A 17,682-nucleotide genomic window follows, 5' to 3' on the forward strand; every position below is an offset into this window, starting at 1 on the left:
CATGCCATTGATCTTGTGATACATCCATTCTACTATAGACACAACTGGCAATCCTCGGAAAAAAGACTTAATTTCATCTACTAAAAAAGTCCATCTATTGGATGGACTTCCTAAGACTAAAGTCTTAGACCATTTTATTCTTAACGGCAAAAAGAGCTGCTTGAGTGCGATCCGCCAAATCAAGCTTACTTAAAATGCTGCTCACATGTGTCTTGACGGTTTTTTCAGCAATAAAGAGAGTGGAAGCAATTTCTTTGTTACTCATCCCTTGAGCAATCAGCTGTAATACTTCTTTTTCTCGTACCGTTAACTCATTGATGAGTGAATGAAACGTTTCCTTCGGTTGATCCTCTGATGCCGAGGATAGAAAATGGGACATCAAATGAGCACTGATATCTGGATGGAGCTGAATATTACCACTGTAAGCACCTCGAATCGCTTCAACAAGTTGTTCTGGTTGCATGTCTTTTAACATATATCCTGAAGCACCTGCACGTAAAGCAGGTAGGATATGATCACGATCTGTCATACTGGTGAGCACTAAAATTTTCAGGTCAGGATAGCGTTCCTTTAGTTTCTCGGTTGCTGTTACACCATCCATAATGGGCATGACAAGATCCATTAAGACCACATCAGGTCGAAGTGCTTCCGTTTTCTCTAGCGCCTCCTCCCCATTCCCAGCTTCACCAACAATGACAAAATCCTCAATCGTTTTCAAGAAAAAACTAAGACCTTTGATCACAACCGCGTGATCATCCACTAATAACAATTTTATTTTATTCAATTTTCTTCGATCCCCTCTCTCCCTTAGAAAGTGGAATTTTAATAGCGAGCTGTGTCCCTTCTCCAATGGAGCTTGAGATGGCAAGCTGACCTTCTAAGCGCTGGACTCTTTCTCGTATCCCTATTAACCCCAAACTTTGGTTTCTATTTTTCTTAGGATCAAATCCTTGTCCCTGATCCATTACGGTAAAAAGCACTTCTTCTTTTTCGTTTTTTTCCAAGATAACCTTCGCTTTAGGGGTTTGAGCATGCTTGCTAATATTATTAAGAGCTTCCTGACCTATTCGATAAAGGGCTTCTTCAATATGACGAGGAAGCTCAACCACACCTTTCATCTTGGTTTCAACCTCAAGTCCTAACTGTTGAGCATAGTGACAAATCCCTGTGATGAGTCCTTGTTCAAGACCTGTTGGACGCAATTGCCAGATAAGGGAACGCATCTCCTTTAACGCTTCCTGAGAAAGCGTTTGGATCTCATCTAAGGCTTGTTCTAAATTGACCTGTTGATCTTCCGATTTTAACAGCATTTCTGCCCCTTTTGCTGTTAAGGATAAAGAAAAGAGCATCTGACAAACCGAATCATGTAGATCACGAGCCAAACGATTTCGTTCTTCAAAATGAGCCAGCTCTTTTCTTTGTTCATACAATCGAGCATTTTCCATCGTGAGTGAAATGACATCGCTGATACTTTGAATCACATCGACATCATTGTCGTCAAAGGCATTCCTCTTTTCACAGCTAACTAGCAAAACACCATATGTATGATCATTATATTGAATAGGAGCCGTAACAGCCGATTGAAATTCGGGTAATGGAAGCAGATCGAAATGAATTGTGTCATCATTTCTGTAGATGACTTGCTTCTTTTTCGTTATGTAGGTTTCTGCAATAAAGCCTGCTTCCTGAAACAATAGATCGATACAACAACGTTCAACATATCCATTCGCACAAAACGCCCTTAAAGACAGATGATCGTCCTCCACAATAAAGAAGGCAACAACCCGCCACGAAAAGATATCGCTTACATGTTGGACGACTTCAATAGGAATATCTTTCATGTTCAAAATTGAAGTGATCTGCTGACTTACTTCTCCCAGCTTAGCATAGTTTAAAGCCCTTTTTTGTGAGGAATGATAAAGTCTAGAGCGTTTTATGGCTGAACCTATTTGAAATGCAACCGATTCTAATAATGCTAGCTCTTCTTCGTCAAATACTTCTTTATCAGGGGCAGCAATATTTAAAATACCAAATAACTCCTGTCCTGCTTTTAGCGGAACTGTGGCATGATGCAGAATTCCTTCGGTATCGCCCCATTTATACTGAATTGCATCCGTAATCCTTTTACATTCTATGATGTTGACAGCGTGATGAAGCTCTTTTCTCCAATACTTATTCACACACCAACAGCTTCCATTTTTCATAGGGTACTTATCTTTCCACTTCAATGCTGAAGGAAGCTCTTGATCAGCTACACAACTGTAATCTGGTTCTTCATCAACCATAAAAATCCAAGCTGTTGTTAGTCCTGTAACTTCTAGAAGCTTCCTTAGCACATTATCCAGCATGTGGTCCATATCATAAGATCTGTTCAGTGTTTCCGCAATCTCCTTCAAAGCCGTTAATTCTGTGATTCTTTGATCATTTGTCAAAAGGTACTCACCTACCGTTCTTAAAACATTACTCTTTCTTCTATTTAAGACTAAGGTCTGAGAGAATTCAAGACCTTTCTCAGACCAATGATCCTCCCTTCTGCCGATGATGTAAGCTGAGCAAAACACATCTTCCCGTTCCCTATTACACCTTTTTATTAAAATGCTAAAAAATATTTGAAAAGAAACGTATAATATTTCGATAGTAAGAGAAATTAAGAATACAGTTTTACCTTCAATACCCAGCAAAATTGAAAAGGAGATGTTTACAGATGCCAAATAGCAGACGTAACAGTAATCAACTATTAGTTCCTGGTGTACAACAAGCAATTGATCAAATGAAATATGAAATTGCTTCAGAATTTGGAGTACAATTAGGACCAGACACCACTTCTCGTGCTAATGGTTCAGTTGGAGGAGAAATTACTAAGCGTTTAGTTCAATTAGCACAACAGCAGTTAAGTGGACAATTCCCTAGATAAGAATAAGTTCATCCCCATCATTTGCTCATTGGAAAATGATGGGGATGTTTTATTAGTTTTCTTAGTATCACATTAGACGATTTCACCAATCTTTTTAGTATAGATTTGCATTGAAATATAAAAAAGAAATAGGACGATAAAAATAAAAAACAAGACGTTAGGAACATGACCATGGTTTCCTAGAATAAAAAAAGCAATATCAGGAGTATACACAAATACTTTAAGAATAGGCTCAAATAAATAACCGCAACTAACCAGAAGGGCTATACTTCCCATAAAGGTAAGGATATGATTTCTAACCAAGATACTGATCAATGTAATCAATGCAAGTATAGCCTGATATACACAAAATAAAATAAGATAAAATTTCAGATTATACAATACGGAATGAAATAGATTGAGCTTCCCATCAATGTTAAAATACATTGTTTCCTTAGCGTATGGCATAAACAAATGACCGATTACGCTATTGGTCAGAAACGAGATGAAAAGCATGGAACCATAGATGACTGAGAGAGACACCCATTTACTGATCAACATCTTCCATTTTTTATACGGTCTAATTAACAGCATTCGATAGGCTCCAGAATGAATCTCAGAGCTTATAGACTCAGAGAAAAACAAAGGAAGCAGAACAAAAACAAATAGAGCATTTAATTCCAGCATTTGCGTTACTGGATAATTAAGGCTATTAATAGGGATGACAGTCCCGTTGACAGTATAACTCTCTGTCCCCATCTCTGCTGAAAAAAATAAAAGGATGACAACTGGATAAAAGAACGATATGAAAAATAACACTTTTGTGCTTTTTTTAGAAATCGTCCTCTCGATCTCAGAAAAGATAAGTTGCTTCGTCATTTCATACTCTCCTTTAATCTAAATAATCATGATTCGCAAATGCTGAAAATGATAATCCCTTAAAGAGAACAAACATAATAAGTAGGCTATACAGAAAAATACTTGTTTCTCCAGAAGCAAAATAGGCGACTCCCTTAGCTTGTATATAAATAATAGATAGGGAATCATACACTAATCTATAGATGTGTTCCTCTGGGTAACCTTTAAAAAAGGGATTACTTAAGCCAATATAGAATACATTCACAAAAAAGAACCCGACACTGATTCCTAGCACTCCCGTCATCGTCTTACATTTAATGGAGATATACTCTACAATACTGCTAAATGTAAGTAAGCTAAGATAAGCTAATAAATAATATTTGAAGGTAAATAGCGTAATTTCATCTATCCCGTAAAATCCCTCCTTGAAAAAAAGTGGTGAGCTAGATACTCTTGGAAACGTGTAGTATCCGATCATAAAAGAAAGTATCAGCTGTAGCAGCATAAGCAAGAACAGGTTGATTAGAAAAACGAGAGATTTTGCAAGATACAATTTCTTTATAGAGATGCCTCTTGTAAATGCCATTCTTAAATTTCCTTTTCTATACTCGTTATGTACCCCTACGATAGCTAGGATGATCACAATGGCATTGAAGGCTGTAAGAAGCATTTCTTGTAAACTTAAGATATGGAAATTTAAACTTGTAGTATAGTTCACCTCTGTTTCATAAGCTGTTTCATTGGTTTTCATAGAAAAGGTAAGGGACAGAAAAATAATTAATGGAATGGCTAGAAAGCAAACTATATTTAATTTTTTTGACCAAAACTTTTCAAATTCATACATAAACAAGGAGTTGAACATTTTATTTTTTCCTCCATCCTTTATTCATTACATTTAAGCCATCAATTCAACAAACAGGTCTTCTAAATCCTTCCCTTTATCCAGTGCTTCAGTAAACGTATGATGGTCACCGGCCCACTTAATACTACCCTCTTTGATAAAAATATACTTATCACATATCTTTTGTAACTCATCAAGCAAATGACTAGAAATAAAGAACGTAATGTTGAACTCTTCTTTTAAGGTTCGGATCAATTCACGAAACTCTTTCATACCAAGAGGATCCAAACCATTGGTTGGTTCGTCTAAAATGAGAATAGATGGATTATTAAGTAAAGCCTGGGCAATCCCTAGCCTTTGCTTCATCCCTAGAGAGTACGTCTTCACTTTATCGTTTCCCCTATTCGTTAAACCGACAATCTCTAACACTTCCTCCACCTTCTTCAGTTGTTTCTTTCTGCTCATCCCTATATTTAACCTAGCAAGATTTTGTAAATTTTTTCTTCCTGACATATGCTCAAAAAAAACGGGTGTTTCAATCATAGCTCCTACCTCTTTTAGAGCCATTTCTCGATTCCGTGAAACATTCGTTTGGTTGATTAGAATTTTTCCTTCATCAGGTTGAATAAGACCTGTTAGCATCTTCATCATGGTCGTTTTACCTGCACCATTTGGCCCTATAAACCCACATATATCTCCTTCTACTACTTGAAAGCTTACTTTATCGATAATCTTCCTTCTATTTATAGACTTACTTACATTCTCCACAATCATCTTTTCCATTTTTTCATCCCTTTCAAGAAATCATTTATTTAAGAGGTTTTCTTTCATCTCTTATGAAAACATGCATTTATCAACTTTTTATCAACTTTGAATAATTTTCAATAAATTATATTTAATGGATGAAAATAGATTCGATTGTTGATATAGTAGTAATGGTTATAGTCCAGTTAAACAAAAATGAAGGTGATAGCATGAAAGGAAAAGTTCTTATCGTAGATGATCATATAGACATTATTTCATTCGTCAAACCAGCTCTTGAGGCAGAGGGCTTTGAGGTTGAATTTGTTCTAAGTGGCAAGGAAGCGTTAGTAAAGGCTAAAGACGGATGGTCCGTCATTATATTAGATGTTCAGCTTCCAGATCTCACTGGGTTTGATATATGTCAACAGATTCGGCAAAGTGTGCTATGTCCTATTATTTTTTTAACAGCTAGGGGGCTGGAAGACGAGAAAGTAAAAGGATTCTTATTAGGAGGAGACGACTATATTGTCAAGCCTTTTTCCTTGAAAGAGCTGATCCTTAGAATCAAGGTCCATTTGCGAAAAACACCCAAAGGGCTAGCGGAAGAAGAGCATAAAAAAATGATCTTTGGAAACCTTGTGATTGACCTTTTAGCGAAGAAAGTAATAAAGGATGGAAATGAAATCGAATGTACGAAGAAGGAATTTCAAATTATCGAGCTACTGTGCACACACCGCAAACAAGTATTTTCCAAAGAACAGATCTTTGAAAAAATATGGGGCTATATGAGTGAAAGTGATGTCAATACGGTCACAGAGCATATCAGAAGGATACGTGCCAAGCTCTCTTCTCCTTCTGTCAATCACAGCTATATTAAAACAGTATGGGGTTAGGCTATAAATGGAGGTTAACATATATACAAAAGAATTTCAAAATCAAAACACAATTCCTCCTCTTTTTTGTCATCAGTTTAGGAGTCGCCCTTTTTTTATCGCTCATTGTACTTTCCATTCTGTTGTTCACCTTCGATCATAAAAAACAGGCCTATGCCTTTGAAACCTACGCTCTTAATCACACAGAAAAAATGTTTACTGAAGAATTTCAAATAGAAATGAAAAATAAGCTCCCCAGTCCAGAATATGAATTTTGGATCACTACAGAAAAGCAGCACCTCAGAGAGTCCCCCTACTCGACCAAAGAATATGACACAGAAAAGAAAAAATATTATGGAATCCTTTATTCTCCTATACAAGAGGAAGGAAAGCTGAAAGCGGGACTTGTGATCAAATATCCTAGTAATAGAATCGCTGAATCTTTCATTATTCATTGGTTGATAGGAAAAACGAATTTCGAGTTATTTTTTAATTTTTTCATTGTTATCCCAGTCCTTATACTCTGCCCTCTGCTGGTCATTTTCACTTTTTCTTTGTTGTTTTCTAGAAGTATGAATCATCCATTGCAAGAGTTAATCAACATGACCGAGCACATTCGGCAAGGACAATTGGATTTCCCCCTGCAAAGTACGTATGAGAACGAATGGGGAGAAGTGATGAATTCCTTCGAAAAGATGAGAAAAGCACTGAAAGGTTCACTGAAAAAACAATGGATCATGGAAGAACAAAGAAAAGAGATGATTCTTTCTCTTACTCACAATATTAAGACTCCCATTACCATTATTCATGGTCATTTAGAGCTCCTTTCCATGCCCTCTGTACAGCTTTCCGAAGAAGAGAAGCAAGCTTCCATTCAAGTACTACAGAATAATGCCGAACGAATGCGGCACATGATCAACCAATTGAATGAAATCTGGGACTTAGAACGCCCTAACTTTCAATTACAAATCGAGAAAATACCTCTCCAAAAGTTTATTTGTACGATCAAAGACAATGTGCTGCCTCTCTGTCATGAGAAAAACACCGCTTTTTCTATCCTCTGCTCAATAGATGAAAACAAGGAGATCTATTTTGATTCAAGTCGTATTCAAGAGGTTATAGAGAATATCGTTTCAAACTCTTTAAAACATATTGAGCATAAAGGGAAGATTCTGCTTCACGTGGTAGATCAAGAGGAGAAATTGAGATTTATCATTGAAGATGATGGCAGGGGCTTTCAGCATGATGAGATTCAACATATCTTTGCTAAAAATTATAAAGGGAACGATAGCACCCTCTTCAAAAACAGCTCGGGGCTTGGGCTCTATCTTTCTAAAATGATCATTGAAAAACACGGAGGCATCATTAGGGCTTACAACAATCAAATGGGAGGTGCCACGATCGAATTTGAACTCCCTCTTAAAATCAAGCAAAATGACGCAACATTTTCTTAATTTGCCCCTTTCAGTATAGATTCTATCTATATGAACCTAGATTTTCTTGCACATTTTTTTACAATATGCACATGGAACATCCATATAGAATTAAAGGTTCCCGTGTACGATTAAGGTGAAAGGCTTACAATTAAAAAAATGGAGGTAGTAAAATGAAAATTGGGAAGAAATCTTTACTTTTTCTATTGTGTCTTGTCTTGCTTAGTTCAATCGTATTCACCAGTCAAAATGTGACAGAAGCAAACTATTCCGTGCCGAGTATATCAGCATATGAAGTTAAGGTATTTCTAGACCCTAATGTAGTATTAACTAATAAGCAAAATCTAGCAAAACAAATGAGAGATGAATTTAGTACTGGATCATCAGCCAAGCAATATAACGCACAATTCCTTGACACTCCTCAACAAGCTTTAAAAAACGAGGGCTGGAGCATTCGTTTGAGAAAGCAAGAGGACCAAGGACAGCATCGCATTCAATATAAAAAAAGATATCCCATTATCAATGGAAATGTGCAAGCTGCTCTGCAAACGGCATTCAATGATGGCTTTGATGCAAATTCAATTTTTGAGGCAGAGGTTGATTGGGGTTACACAAACCAAACATTAAGCTTTCAAGTTCAAGAAAAAGTAAAACTATCTAATTATAGTGGTCTGCAATTACCCAATCTAGCAGATTCAAAAACAGTTGCCCATGATTTTGCCCGGGATGAATTTAGGAACTGGATTTCTAACGGTTGGGGAACCTCCCAAATCAATGCTTCAAAGATATATGGTCCTGTCTATTTTCAACGTTATACAGGCGAGTTTGAAGGCGAGGAGCTAGCGATTGAAATTTGGCATGTCCGAAATGAAGCTGGCACTGGCACGGAGTATCTCGTTGAAGCCTCTTTCAAAACTGAGGATTTCACTACAGCTTCAGAAAAACGTGCCAATCTGATTCAACTCTTAGATACCAAGGGATGGCTACTCCCTCAAGATGTACTAAAAACACAAATGATTTTAGACAGATATTAATGGAGCACAAGCAGAAGTAACACATACAAAAAGGCTGTTCATTTGAGCAGCCTTTTACCTATTTATACAACTATTTTTTATACAACTATTTCATTTCCTACACAATGTAGTGAGGGGTTGATCTGCACTCCCTTTTCTTCTAACCAATTGTAGCTCTGCTCTAAAGTTTCTTTTCCTGAATGAAAGAGAATAAATTGTTTTGGCTTCAAGAAATCGAGCATACTCACCACATCTTGTAGATCTTGATGAACCTTATAGCGAATAAAGGCGTGCTTATGCTCTCTTAGATAGCGCCCTTGAAGGAGCTCATAGCCCATCGTCCCTTCTGCTTGATGTCCCGTAAGAATGATCAGGTGGTTACGGTGCTTCAACTCCTTAAGATAATAAAAGGAAAGAGAGGATTCGAGCATTCCATCATGAGTAAGAATAATTTTTCCCTCAGGATCCTGAAGATGTTTCCTTCTCTCCTCCTCTGTTTTTATCACAGAAAGATACGGATGCAGGAGAACCTCCGCAATACGTGTACTTGCTCCAGATTTGAGTTCCTCTTTATAGCATACATAGTTTTTTAACCCTTGATAGATGTTCTCCTCAACGACGATTGGGACCTTCCAAAGCTTATTTTTCTGAACAAGAAACGTAAGCAAATCCTGTCCTCTTCCAAATGAAGGAACGGGAAATAGGAGAGAAGTGTTTTTCTTCAGACTATGTTGCACTGTTTCAGCTATGTAATGCAACGCTTTTTCTTGTGTACAAATCTCATGCCCATACGCTCCATCAATCACAGCAAAATCAATGTCTGTAAATGAAGGAAGCTCTCTCTCTAAAAGAAGGGATTCCGCTGTGTAATCCCCCGAATAAAAAAATCGCTTCTGATCCATTTCGATCCCATACCAAACGGAACCTAGGAGATGTCCCGTCCTGCCCCACTGTATGTGGACTTCCTCATTTAACACGTACCAGCCATTATACGCTTCAGGTAGCTGTTCTAAGAGCCGCCAGTGATCAAACCATCTAGAATATTGATCTGCTTGATCCGTTCCAAGGTGTACTACTTGATCTCGACAAGCCTCTGTTGAATAGATCAAACCTTCAAATCCAAGATCGAATAGATAAGAAAGTCCCCCGCAATGATCCTCGTGAGAATGGGTTAGCAGAACGAAATCGATTGATCTAGCAAGCTCCCTAGTCAAGCGTGGAAAAGCCTCATGCTTTGCTTTGTTTTTTTCCTTTAACATGCCGCAATCAAGTAAAACCCTACTTCGACCATTTGTTAAGTAGAAGCAAGCACGTCCATATTGACCTACGCCTCCAAGTACTTGTAATGTTATTTTTTCCATGTAGGATCATGCCTCCTTTGCACCCAGTGAAGATATAATAGAATAAAAGTGGTTATTCCCACTGAACAGACTGCCATCGCCATCCCAAGAGAAGCATTCCCCTGTTCAAATTGACCAAAAATAAAGGTAGCCGTGGTTTCGACCCCCGGTGGACGAAGCATGATAGAACCTACTAGCTCACGGATTGATATGGTAAATGTCATCATCCATCCGGAAATGATCCCTGGTTTGATTAATGGGAGAGTGATTTTAAAGAAGGTAAACCAAGCTCCTGAGCCAGATACTTTTGCCGCCTCAAACAAGGAAGGGCCAATCTGCTCCAGACTAGCTCGCACATATTGAACCGTATACGGCAGGAACAAAACGATATAGGCTAGGACGAGCATGAGATGCGTATTATACACATTCCATTTCATCCACGGTGCATTCCAGAATAAGATCAGACCAACAATGATCACGATAGAAGGAATGGTATTAGAGAGCAAGCTACTCACATCTAGAAATTTTTTAGTCCACCCCTCAGTCTTGACGATCATAAGAGCCAGATAAGTCCCTATGGCTCCAGCTACTGTCGCTGCCAAAAAAGAAAGAATAAGACTGGTCCCTAATGCCTTGGAGCCCTCTGAACCTATGCTTAATAGATTAATATAATGAGTGAAGGTTAGGTTATCAAGTCGAAAGCCATAACCCCATAAATTCATGAGAGAGGTCCCTATAATTGAAAAATAAGGAATTCCTATGGCTAAAATAAGGAGCCCGCTGCAATAAAACCATGCTAAGAAGGAATACTTGCCTAGCTCATAGATTTTACTCTTCTGCCCCTTCCCCGTCACGGTCTTATAAGAAAAACGATTCGCCAGCAGATGCTGTAGATACCAAATCAGCATACTACTTCCTAATAGGATGGAAGAAAGCGCTGCTGCCTTTCCAAAATCAATAGGCCAGCTAGAGGTAAAACGATGAATCTCTGTTGTTAAAACATAGAAGCCAATTCTTTTCCCCAGTGTCGCAGGCGTCCCAAACTCAGAAATGGTTTTGACAAAAATCAGCAGTGCCCCCATGGTATATCCTGAAAAAAGTAAAGGAAGTAAGATGCGGCGCATACGATAAACAGCTTTCCCACCATGAATCGCTCCGGCTTCTTCTAATGAGCCCCCTATTCTTTCTAAGGTGTTTTTCATAATCAAATAAATGAAGGGAAACAGATGCAAGCTCATGATCATAACCATCCCAAAAAGAGAGAAAAAGAGGGGCTGAGTAAAAGTAAGCCACGGAAAAAATTGATCTCGAAATCCTTTGGGCTGCATAAATAATATCCAACCCATGGCACCAATATAAGGTGGAGTCATAAAGGGAATTAAAAGAATAAGCTCTAGCCACCAATGACGCTTCATTGTGGTTTTGCTCATAAGGAAAGCCATAGGAGCTGCTAACAGCGTAGCTCCTATGACCACCAATAATCCAAGTAGTAGCGTATTACCATATACCTTGGTCAAATTCTTCTCCATGATCACCTCAAGTGGAGCAGTCCAGCTCCATTCCCCTACAGGCATAAAACTTTTCAGCATAATCATGATCATGGGTATTAAAATGAATAGACTTAACAGGCAAATCGCTAGGAAAATATTCAACTTATGAAAAAATGATGGTTTTGGCACAGTATAAATTCCTTTCTACTCTAGGCGATTCTGTCTAACTAATAGTCCGAATTATTTTCTGTTATCTCATCAGCTCTTGGAACTTTTCATTTATTTTTTCTTGATGCTGACTCATCCAATCCCAATCAATTGGTAATTGAGGAATCTCTTGATAATCCACACGATCTGGGTGAGCTGGAATATCGGAACGTCCCGGAAGTAAGTAAGCATTGGCAATGATTTTTTGCGCTTCATCTGAAAGAAGATAATCAATAAAGAGCTTCGCATTCTCTAGATTCTTAGCTGATTTCAAGATCATGGCTGGTCTTGGATTAACGACTGTACCACTTGTTGGATAAAGAATATCAATTGGCTCACCTTTGGCTTTGGCACTATACGCCATATAATCAACTCCTGCCAATACAGCACGCTTAGCACCAATTATGACAGGGTCCAACGCCTCTTTATTTGCTCCTGCAACTTGAACCTTGTTGGCTCTTAGCTTCTCAAATAACTCCCAGCCTTGATCAGGATGGTTACTAAGATAGCCTGCTACAAAATCAAGAGAAGAACCAGAAAGACTAGGATCAGGAATGTTCACTTCATCCTTCCATTCAGCTAGTGTATAATCACTCCAGTCCTTTCCTGGATTCTGAACGAGCTGAGTATTGTAGGTAATTCCCAAAGCAGATGCACTATATCCAAAGAAATAATCTTCTTCATTCCAGCCCTTATGTAATTTATCAGCATCCTTTGCTTCTGGATAAGCGAATAATAAGTCCTTGTTCTTCAAATCTTTGGCTGCTGGCCAAGATGCTAGAATCACCACATCGGCTAAAGGATTGCTAGATTCTGCCTCGATCCTTCCTAAGATAGCCCCTGTTGTTCCCTGAAACATTTCTGCTTCTATACCTGTTTGATCCATAAAGCCTTGCAGTAATTCCTCTGCCATACCTTTTGGTCCAGCAGTATAGACAAGAAGCTTGCCTGGGTCTTTTGTTTCCTTCTTCTCCTCTTTCTGATCGATAGCTTCTTCTTGCTCTGTTTTGGAATCAGGCTGTTCTGGAGCTTCTGACGAATTTGATGCAGCACTACAAGCAACTAAAGTAAATATAAGAAGTAGTAAGATACTATAAAGCAATACGAATCTTTTCATTTGTTTCATCCTCTCGATTTAGATGGGTAAGTTCTATGATATCTTGGGGGTGTAGATAGAAAGAAATGGTTTCTCCTACTTGAGGGCGTTCCGCAAAATACATCGTCCACTGATAGTTTTGAACCCTTACATACACTTCGTAACGATCCCCTTGATAAAGAATTTGTTCAATCACACCCTGATAAACATAATCGTCTATGCTTTTTTGATGGAAAGATATCTTTTCGGGACGGAAAAAGGAAGTCTGTGTGATAAAATTGCTTTTGCCAATAAATTGAGCCACAAAGGGATGATTTGGCTGGTTATATAATTCTTCTGGACTTCCCTCTTGCAGAATCCGTCCTTCGTTCATTAGAAAAATTCGATCCGACATGCTCATCGCCTCACCTTGGTCATGAGTAACATACAAGGCAGTGAACTGTAATTCCTTCACCAGAGTGACTAACTCTGAGCGTAATTCCTCTCTGAGCATGGCATCAAGAGCGCTTAAGGGCTCATCCAAGAGAATCAATCGCGGTTCGGTGACAATCGCTCTAGCAAATGAAACTCGTTGCTGCTGACCGCCTGAAAGCTGGTGTGGAAACCTGTCTTTCAATCCCTGAAGTCGAACTTTTTGCAATGCCCACTCTACCTTTTCCTTCAAATGCTGTGTTTTTCGAGTGGCTCTTAAGCCAAATGCTACATTCTCAAAAACAGTCATATGTGGCCATAGAGCAAAGTCTTGAAACACCATCCCCATTCCTCTCTCCGTTGTCGGTACATTCTTGTTTGCCCTTTTCGAAAAGATCATCTGTTCATCAAGACGTATCTCTCCGCTTTCTGCCTCTTCTAAGCCAGACAATATTCTGAGAAGAGTGGTTTTGCCACAGCCTGATGGACCAAGCAAAGAAATAAATTCCCCTTTGGCAACACGAAAGCTGGTTGGGTGTAAGGCGATCATTGAATGATAGGATTTTGAAACCTCTTGAACAATAAGCTCCACGTTCCCCCTCCTTTATTCTTTGGTTACCTTAATAGTAGTGAAAGAAGATTAAGAACATATGGAGGAATCGTAAAGATTTTTTTAAAAGAAATCGAAAGATATTTATAGTTTCATAGAAATTATCTATAATGGAGAACATGAAAGAAAGAACAGGGAAAAGAGGCGAATGAACATGGACTTCCACCGATTAGAGATTCTGGTCCACTTAGCGAAGCACAAAAAAATGACCGATGTAGCGGAGATCTTGAAAATGAAGCAGCCCACTATTTCGTTTCACCTAAAGAAGCTGGAGGAAGAAACAGGAGTTGTTCTTTTTCGGCGTTACCATAAGAACTTTATCTTAACAGAAGCGGGAAAAGCACTGGTCCACTATGCTGAGAACCTATTAAATATAAGAGAGGAAGCTCTGCGGGTCATGAATGAATATAAAGAAAATCAGCGAGGCTCTCTCGCCGTCGGAGCCAGCCATGTTCCTGCTGCTTACCTCCTCCCTAGGATTTTTGGAGAATTTCTGGAGCTCTATCCACCGATTCAGCTCTCCCTTAAAGTCCTTACTGCGCCTGTTGTTCTACAATTAATTGAGGAACATACCCTCGATATCGGGATGGTCTTGGAAAGAGAAATTGATAGTAGAACCTTTACCTCGATTCCTTTATATCAAGAGGAGTTGGTTCTTGTTTTCCATCCGCAGCACCGCTTTGCTTCTCTTCCTAACATCACGTTAGAGGAAATAGAAAAAGAGCCCCTGATTCTACATCAAGAGAGCTCTACTACAAGAAAAATGTGCCATCGCTGGGCTATAAATAATGGAATTACATTGCAGTCAAAAATGGAGCTAGGCTCAGCAGAAGCGATCAAGGAAGCCATTGATTGCACGATAGGCTACTCCATTCTGGCTAAGACGGCTGTTCACCGTGAAGTACAGACAGGACGCTTATTCAGTCGTGAGTTACCGGGAATCATTGAACCTTACTTTTTCTATTTGGTCTATCATCCTGATCGATTAGATACTCCAGTATTTCAAACCTTTTTAGCTTTTGTTCAGGACTATTTTCGTTCAAAGTAATTTCTTAATTTCTTTTTCAATATCCTCTGGCTTATCAGTCGGGGCAAAGCGCTGGACGACTTCTCCTTGACGATTCACTAGAAATTTAGTGAAATTCCATTTAATTGCCTTAGAGCCTAGAACTCCTCGTGCTTCATTGGTGAGGTAAGCAAATAGAGGATGTGCCTGATCACCAATCACCTCTATTTTAGAGAAAAGAGGAAAAGTAACCCCATGATTAAGTTGGCATACCTGCTTAATCTCTTCATTATGATCAAGCTCTTGGTTCATAAATTGACCACAAGGAAAGCCTAATACAGCAAAGCCTTGGTCATGATAGCTTTCATGCAGTTTTTGAAGACCTGTCAATTGAGGTGTAAAGCCACATTTCGTCGCTGTATTGACGATTAGCAGTACACTCCCTTTATATGCCTCTAACGTTTTTATTTCACCATCAATGGTCATGACCTCAAATTCATACATTGACATTCATATCATCCTCTCTCTATCAATATCTAATCCACTTCCAAATTTCTTGAGGTGTCGCATTCTTTCCGTAAAGCAATATTCCCGTTTTAAATATTTTTCCTGCTAGCTTCATGAATAACCAAATACTAACGAATAGTACCACAATGGCAAGCAGAATTTCAATCCAAGGCCATTCCTCCAAAATGGATAGACGAATAAGCAAGACCCCTGGAGCCGTAATCGGGAAAAAGGTTCCTACCTTCGCTATCAAACCGTTTGGATCAGCAAAAATCGGCCCAAAAAGGATAAAAGGGATAAAGGGAAGCATCATAATAATTCCTTGAAAATTACTTGAGGTGTTGATCTCTTCCACTGTAGCACCAATACTGACAAAGATGGAAGCAAATAAAAGATAACCAGCTATGGCTATCAACAGCAGTAGCAACAATTCTGGTACAAATAAATAAGAGAAAACAGGAATATCCGTTCGCCATTCAATAATTGGTAAAGCAATCACCAGCCAGATGGTTACTTGAAAAATACCAAGTACAAAATAACCAATAATTTTCCCTTGCATAAGGTCATTTGCCGTGATCGAAGACAGTACCATTTCTGCTACCTTTTCCTTTTTTTCTTGAGAAGCACTTTGGAAAATCATCATTCCTGTAATGACAATTGAAAAAAGGATCAGCCCAGCAAATCCTCCAGGTACTAGCCTTTCAAAAGGATCTGATACCCCTTTTTCAGCCTCTGTGAAGCTTCATCGGTAGGTGAAGCGAGCTCACCAACAGGTACTGGCTGAAGAGATACCCCTCTTGCTGCTAGCCTTGCTTCTTCGCCAGATAATCCGAAGCTTTCAAGCTGAACCTGCCGTAAAGGAGCTTCCAAGCCACTAAATCGGAATAAAGTCCTTTCGTCCAAATCATTAGATAGGTAGATTGGGATTTCTCCAGTAAGGAACAGGTCAGAAGTTAACGATATGTATACAGTATTCTCCGCATTACTGAGCCCCTCAATCATTCTCTCTTTATTTTCAAAGACAGGGTCAATAACCACATCCATATCGGGTGAATTAGAAATCGGAGCATCGTGCTCCCAAATTCCTAGCTCATCATTCACAATAACGGTTAAGATCTCTAGCTCGTCATCCGAGGAAAAAAACATAGGAATCGTGAAAAAGAGCAAAAAAATCGCAGGTGTTAGGAGTAGTGATATAAGAAAGGACTTATTTGTCATGTTCTTTTTTATTTCCCACTTGGCAACCTTCCAACTATTACGCATGTAGATTCACTCCCTTCTCTCTAAATGTATCTGTAGCAATACCAATAAAAATTTCATGGAGAGAAATTCGGTCAATAGATAACTCTTGTATATTTAATTCGTCTGGCAATTGTTTTAACCAAGCAGAGATGTTGACGTCTTTTGTTAAGTGAATAACGGTTACATCTCCGTTTTGCTCTACATGCTGAACCTCTGGTAATGTTCGTAACAAGGATGGATTATTTTCTCCTTTCACAGTACATTTGAAATTAGCATATTGTGACTTCACTTCATCAATCGTCCCATAGATGACTTTCCTGCCTCGATGGATCATAAACAACCGATCACACAGTTCTTCGACCATGTTCATTTGATGAGAGGAAAGCAGAATGGCTGTGCCGTTATCTGCCAGAGATATAATCTCTTTTTTGAAAACCTCCTGACTAACGGGGTCTAGACCAGAAAAAGGTTCATCTAAGACCAACAGCTCCGGCTCATGAATGACGGAAGCGATAAATTGAACTTTTTGCCCCATTCCTTTTGAGAGTTCTTCAATGGAGCTTTTTTCTTTTCCTTTTAAATCGAATTTCTCTAAATAAGCTAATGCTCTTTCTTTCGCTTTCTTCAAAGGGTAGTCTTTTAATTCAGCGAAATAGAGTAATAGATCAAGCACCTTTACATTTTTGTACAGTCCACGTTCTTCTGGTAGATAACCAATTTTATGCCGAGGAATTTCTCCTGACGAATGGTTATGGAATTGCACCATCCCCTCATCTGGATACATGATCCCCATAATATTCCGAATCGTTGTCGATTTCCCCGCACCATTTGGTCCAAGAATCGCCATGATTTCACCCTTATGTACTTTAAAGCTAATGTCTTCAATAATCTTCTTCTCTTTAAAGGACTTCCCTAAACGATCAATTGTTAATATTGGTTCCATATCCTTCTCCTTTGTGCAGATTTACGATCAGTCATAATCCAACAACTGGATCAACATACTATTATTACGTAGGTTTTTAGTTATAGTTTCAGAAAAATTTAAAATGCATAGAAATAAGCCATATCAAATGATATGACTTCTAATGATCTTTTTATAAAGGAGCCTATAGCACTTTA

At 38.7% G+C, this 17,682-nt stretch carries 18 protein-coding genes; 5 read left to right on the top strand and 13 right to left on the bottom strand.

What is annotated here, in order from left to right; translation table 11 throughout:
- Nucleotides 1–124: 124 nt before the first annotated feature.
- Together JCM10596_RS08140 and JCM10596_RS08145 are read right to left on the bottom strand one after the other, a co-directional pair.
- Nucleotides 125–784 (bottom strand): response regulator, encoded by a 660-nt coding sequence (locus tag JCM10596_RS08140; protein WP_025026694.1) that lies wholly within the window; start codon nt 782–784, stop codon nt 125–127.
- Nucleotides 777–2,432 carry a GAF domain-containing sensor histidine kinase gene (locus JCM10596_RS08145; protein ID WP_034680936.1) on the bottom strand — a complete coding sequence of 552 codons (1,656 nt, stop codon included), beginning with the start codon at nt 2,430–2,432 and terminating at the stop codon, nt 777–779. The genes JCM10596_RS08140 and JCM10596_RS08145 overlap by 8 nt, the downstream gene beginning before the upstream one ends.
- 272 nt (nt 2,433–2,704) lie before the next feature.
- Between JCM10596_RS08145 and JCM10596_RS08150 the strand changes: the two genes are divergently transcribed.
- Nucleotides 2,705–2,914, top strand: a complete 210-nt coding sequence (locus JCM10596_RS08150) for an alpha/beta-type small acid-soluble spore protein (RefSeq protein WP_025026696.1) — start codon at nt 2,705–2,707, stop codon at nt 2,912–2,914.
- A 72-nt stretch (nt 2,915–2,986) separates the two neighbouring features.
- On the opposite strand, the gene JCM10596_RS08155 is transcribed toward JCM10596_RS08150, so the two are convergent.
- From JCM10596_RS08155 to JCM10596_RS08165, 3 genes are read right to left on the bottom strand one after another with little or no spacing between them, the layout of a single operon-like run.
- Nucleotides 2,987–3,772 (bottom strand): DUF2705 family protein, encoded by a 786-nt coding sequence (locus JCM10596_RS08155; RefSeq protein WP_025026697.1) that lies wholly within the window; start codon nt 3,770–3,772, stop codon nt 2,987–2,989.
- 13 nt (nt 3,773–3,785) lie between these two features.
- Complete coding sequence (locus JCM10596_RS08160) at nt 3,786–4,613, bottom strand: DUF2705 family protein (RefSeq protein WP_025026698.1); 828 nt, start codon at nt 4,611–4,613, stop codon at nt 3,786–3,788.
- A gap of 33 nt (nt 4,614–4,646) precedes the next feature.
- On the bottom strand, nt 4,647–5,375 hold the full coding sequence (locus tag JCM10596_RS08165) for an ABC transporter ATP-binding protein (RefSeq protein ID WP_025026699.1): 729 nt from the start codon (nt 5,373–5,375) through the stop codon (nt 4,647–4,649).
- A gap of 191 nt (nt 5,376–5,566) precedes the next feature.
- Here JCM10596_RS08165 and JCM10596_RS24555 point away from each other — a divergent pair, with 191 nt between their 5' ends.
- The 3 genes from JCM10596_RS24555 to JCM10596_RS08180 all read left to right on the top strand — a co-directional run bounded on the left by JCM10596_RS24555 (nt 5,567) and on the right by JCM10596_RS08180 (nt 8,675).
- On the top strand, nt 5,567–6,229 hold the full coding sequence (locus JCM10596_RS24555; RefSeq protein WP_234410442.1) for a response regulator transcription factor: 663 nt from the start codon (nt 5,567–5,569) through the stop codon (nt 6,227–6,229).
- Nucleotides 6,230–6,447: 218 nt separating this feature from the next.
- Nucleotides 6,448–7,662 (top strand): HAMP domain-containing sensor histidine kinase, encoded by a 1,215-nt coding sequence (locus tag JCM10596_RS30105; protein ID WP_234410443.1) that lies wholly within the window; start codon nt 6,448–6,450, stop codon nt 7,660–7,662.
- A 152-nt stretch (nt 7,663–7,814) separates the two neighbouring features.
- Nucleotides 7,815–8,675, top strand: coding sequence for a hypothetical protein (locus JCM10596_RS08180; protein WP_025026700.1), 861 nt, complete (start codon nt 7,815–7,817; stop codon nt 8,673–8,675).
- A gap of 77 nt (nt 8,676–8,752) precedes the next feature.
- Here the strand turns inward: JCM10596_RS08180 and JCM10596_RS08185 are convergent, their stop codons facing one another.
- The 4 genes from JCM10596_RS08185 to JCM10596_RS08200 form a co-directional block, all read right to left on the bottom strand.
- Entirely contained in the window at nt 8,753–10,015 is a 1,263-nt protein-coding gene (locus tag JCM10596_RS08185) for an MBL fold metallo-hydrolase (RefSeq protein ID WP_025026701.1), read from the bottom strand.
- Entirely contained in the window at nt 10,003–11,595 is a 1,593-nt protein-coding gene (locus JCM10596_RS08190; RefSeq protein WP_081791968.1) for an ABC transporter permease, read from the bottom strand. The genes JCM10596_RS08185 and JCM10596_RS08190 overlap by 13 nt, the downstream gene beginning before the upstream one ends.
- 139 nt (nt 11,596–11,734) lie before the next feature.
- The gene (locus tag JCM10596_RS08195) at nt 11,735–12,808 is read right to left on the bottom strand and encodes an ABC transporter substrate-binding protein (protein WP_025026703.1); all 1,074 of its coding nucleotides are present in this window, start codon (nt 12,806–12,808) and stop codon (nt 11,735–11,737) included.
- Nucleotides 12,783–13,790, bottom strand: a complete 1,008-nt coding sequence (locus JCM10596_RS08200) for an ABC transporter ATP-binding protein (RefSeq protein ID WP_025026704.1) — start codon at nt 13,788–13,790, stop codon at nt 12,783–12,785. Before JCM10596_RS08200 ends, JCM10596_RS08195 begins: the two co-directional genes overlap by 26 nt.
- A gap of 172 nt (nt 13,791–13,962) precedes the next feature.
- Here JCM10596_RS08200 and JCM10596_RS08205 point away from each other — a divergent pair, with 172 nt between their 5' ends.
- Nucleotides 13,963–14,856: a LysR substrate-binding domain-containing protein gene (locus JCM10596_RS08205; protein WP_025026705.1), complete on the top strand. Its 894-nt coding sequence runs from the start codon at nt 13,963–13,965 to the stop codon at nt 14,854–14,856.
- Here JCM10596_RS08205 and JCM10596_RS08210 read toward each other — a convergent pair.
- From JCM10596_RS08210 to JCM10596_RS08220, 4 genes are read right to left on the bottom strand one after another with little or no spacing between them, the layout of a single operon-like run.
- Entirely contained in the window at nt 14,848–15,324 is a 477-nt protein-coding gene (locus JCM10596_RS08210) for a glutathione peroxidase (RefSeq protein ID WP_025026706.1), read from the bottom strand. The genes JCM10596_RS08205 and JCM10596_RS08210 overlap by 9 nt on opposite strands.
- Nucleotides 15,325–15,343: 19 nt before the next feature.
- Nucleotides 15,344–15,964 (bottom strand): ABC transporter permease, encoded by a 621-nt coding sequence (locus tag JCM10596_RS30110; protein WP_234410444.1) that lies wholly within the window; start codon nt 15,962–15,964, stop codon nt 15,344–15,346.
- Between the two features lie 50 nt (nt 15,965–16,014).
- On the bottom strand, nt 16,015–16,584 hold the full coding sequence (locus JCM10596_RS30115; RefSeq protein WP_234410445.1) for an ABC transporter permease family protein: 570 nt from the start codon (nt 16,582–16,584) through the stop codon (nt 16,015–16,017).
- Nucleotides 16,577–17,506 (bottom strand): ABC transporter ATP-binding protein, encoded by a 930-nt coding sequence (locus JCM10596_RS08220; protein ID WP_025026707.1) that lies wholly within the window; start codon nt 17,504–17,506, stop codon nt 16,577–16,579. The genes JCM10596_RS30115 and JCM10596_RS08220 overlap by 8 nt, the downstream gene beginning before the upstream one ends.
- Nucleotides 17,507–17,682: the final 176 nt, after the last annotated feature.

The organism is Caldalkalibacillus mannanilyticus JCM 10596, assembly GCF_000615945.1.
GTDB classification, from domain to species: domain Bacteria; phylum Bacillota; class Bacilli; order Caldalkalibacillales; family JCM-10596; genus Bacillus_AT; species Bacillus_AT mannanilyticus.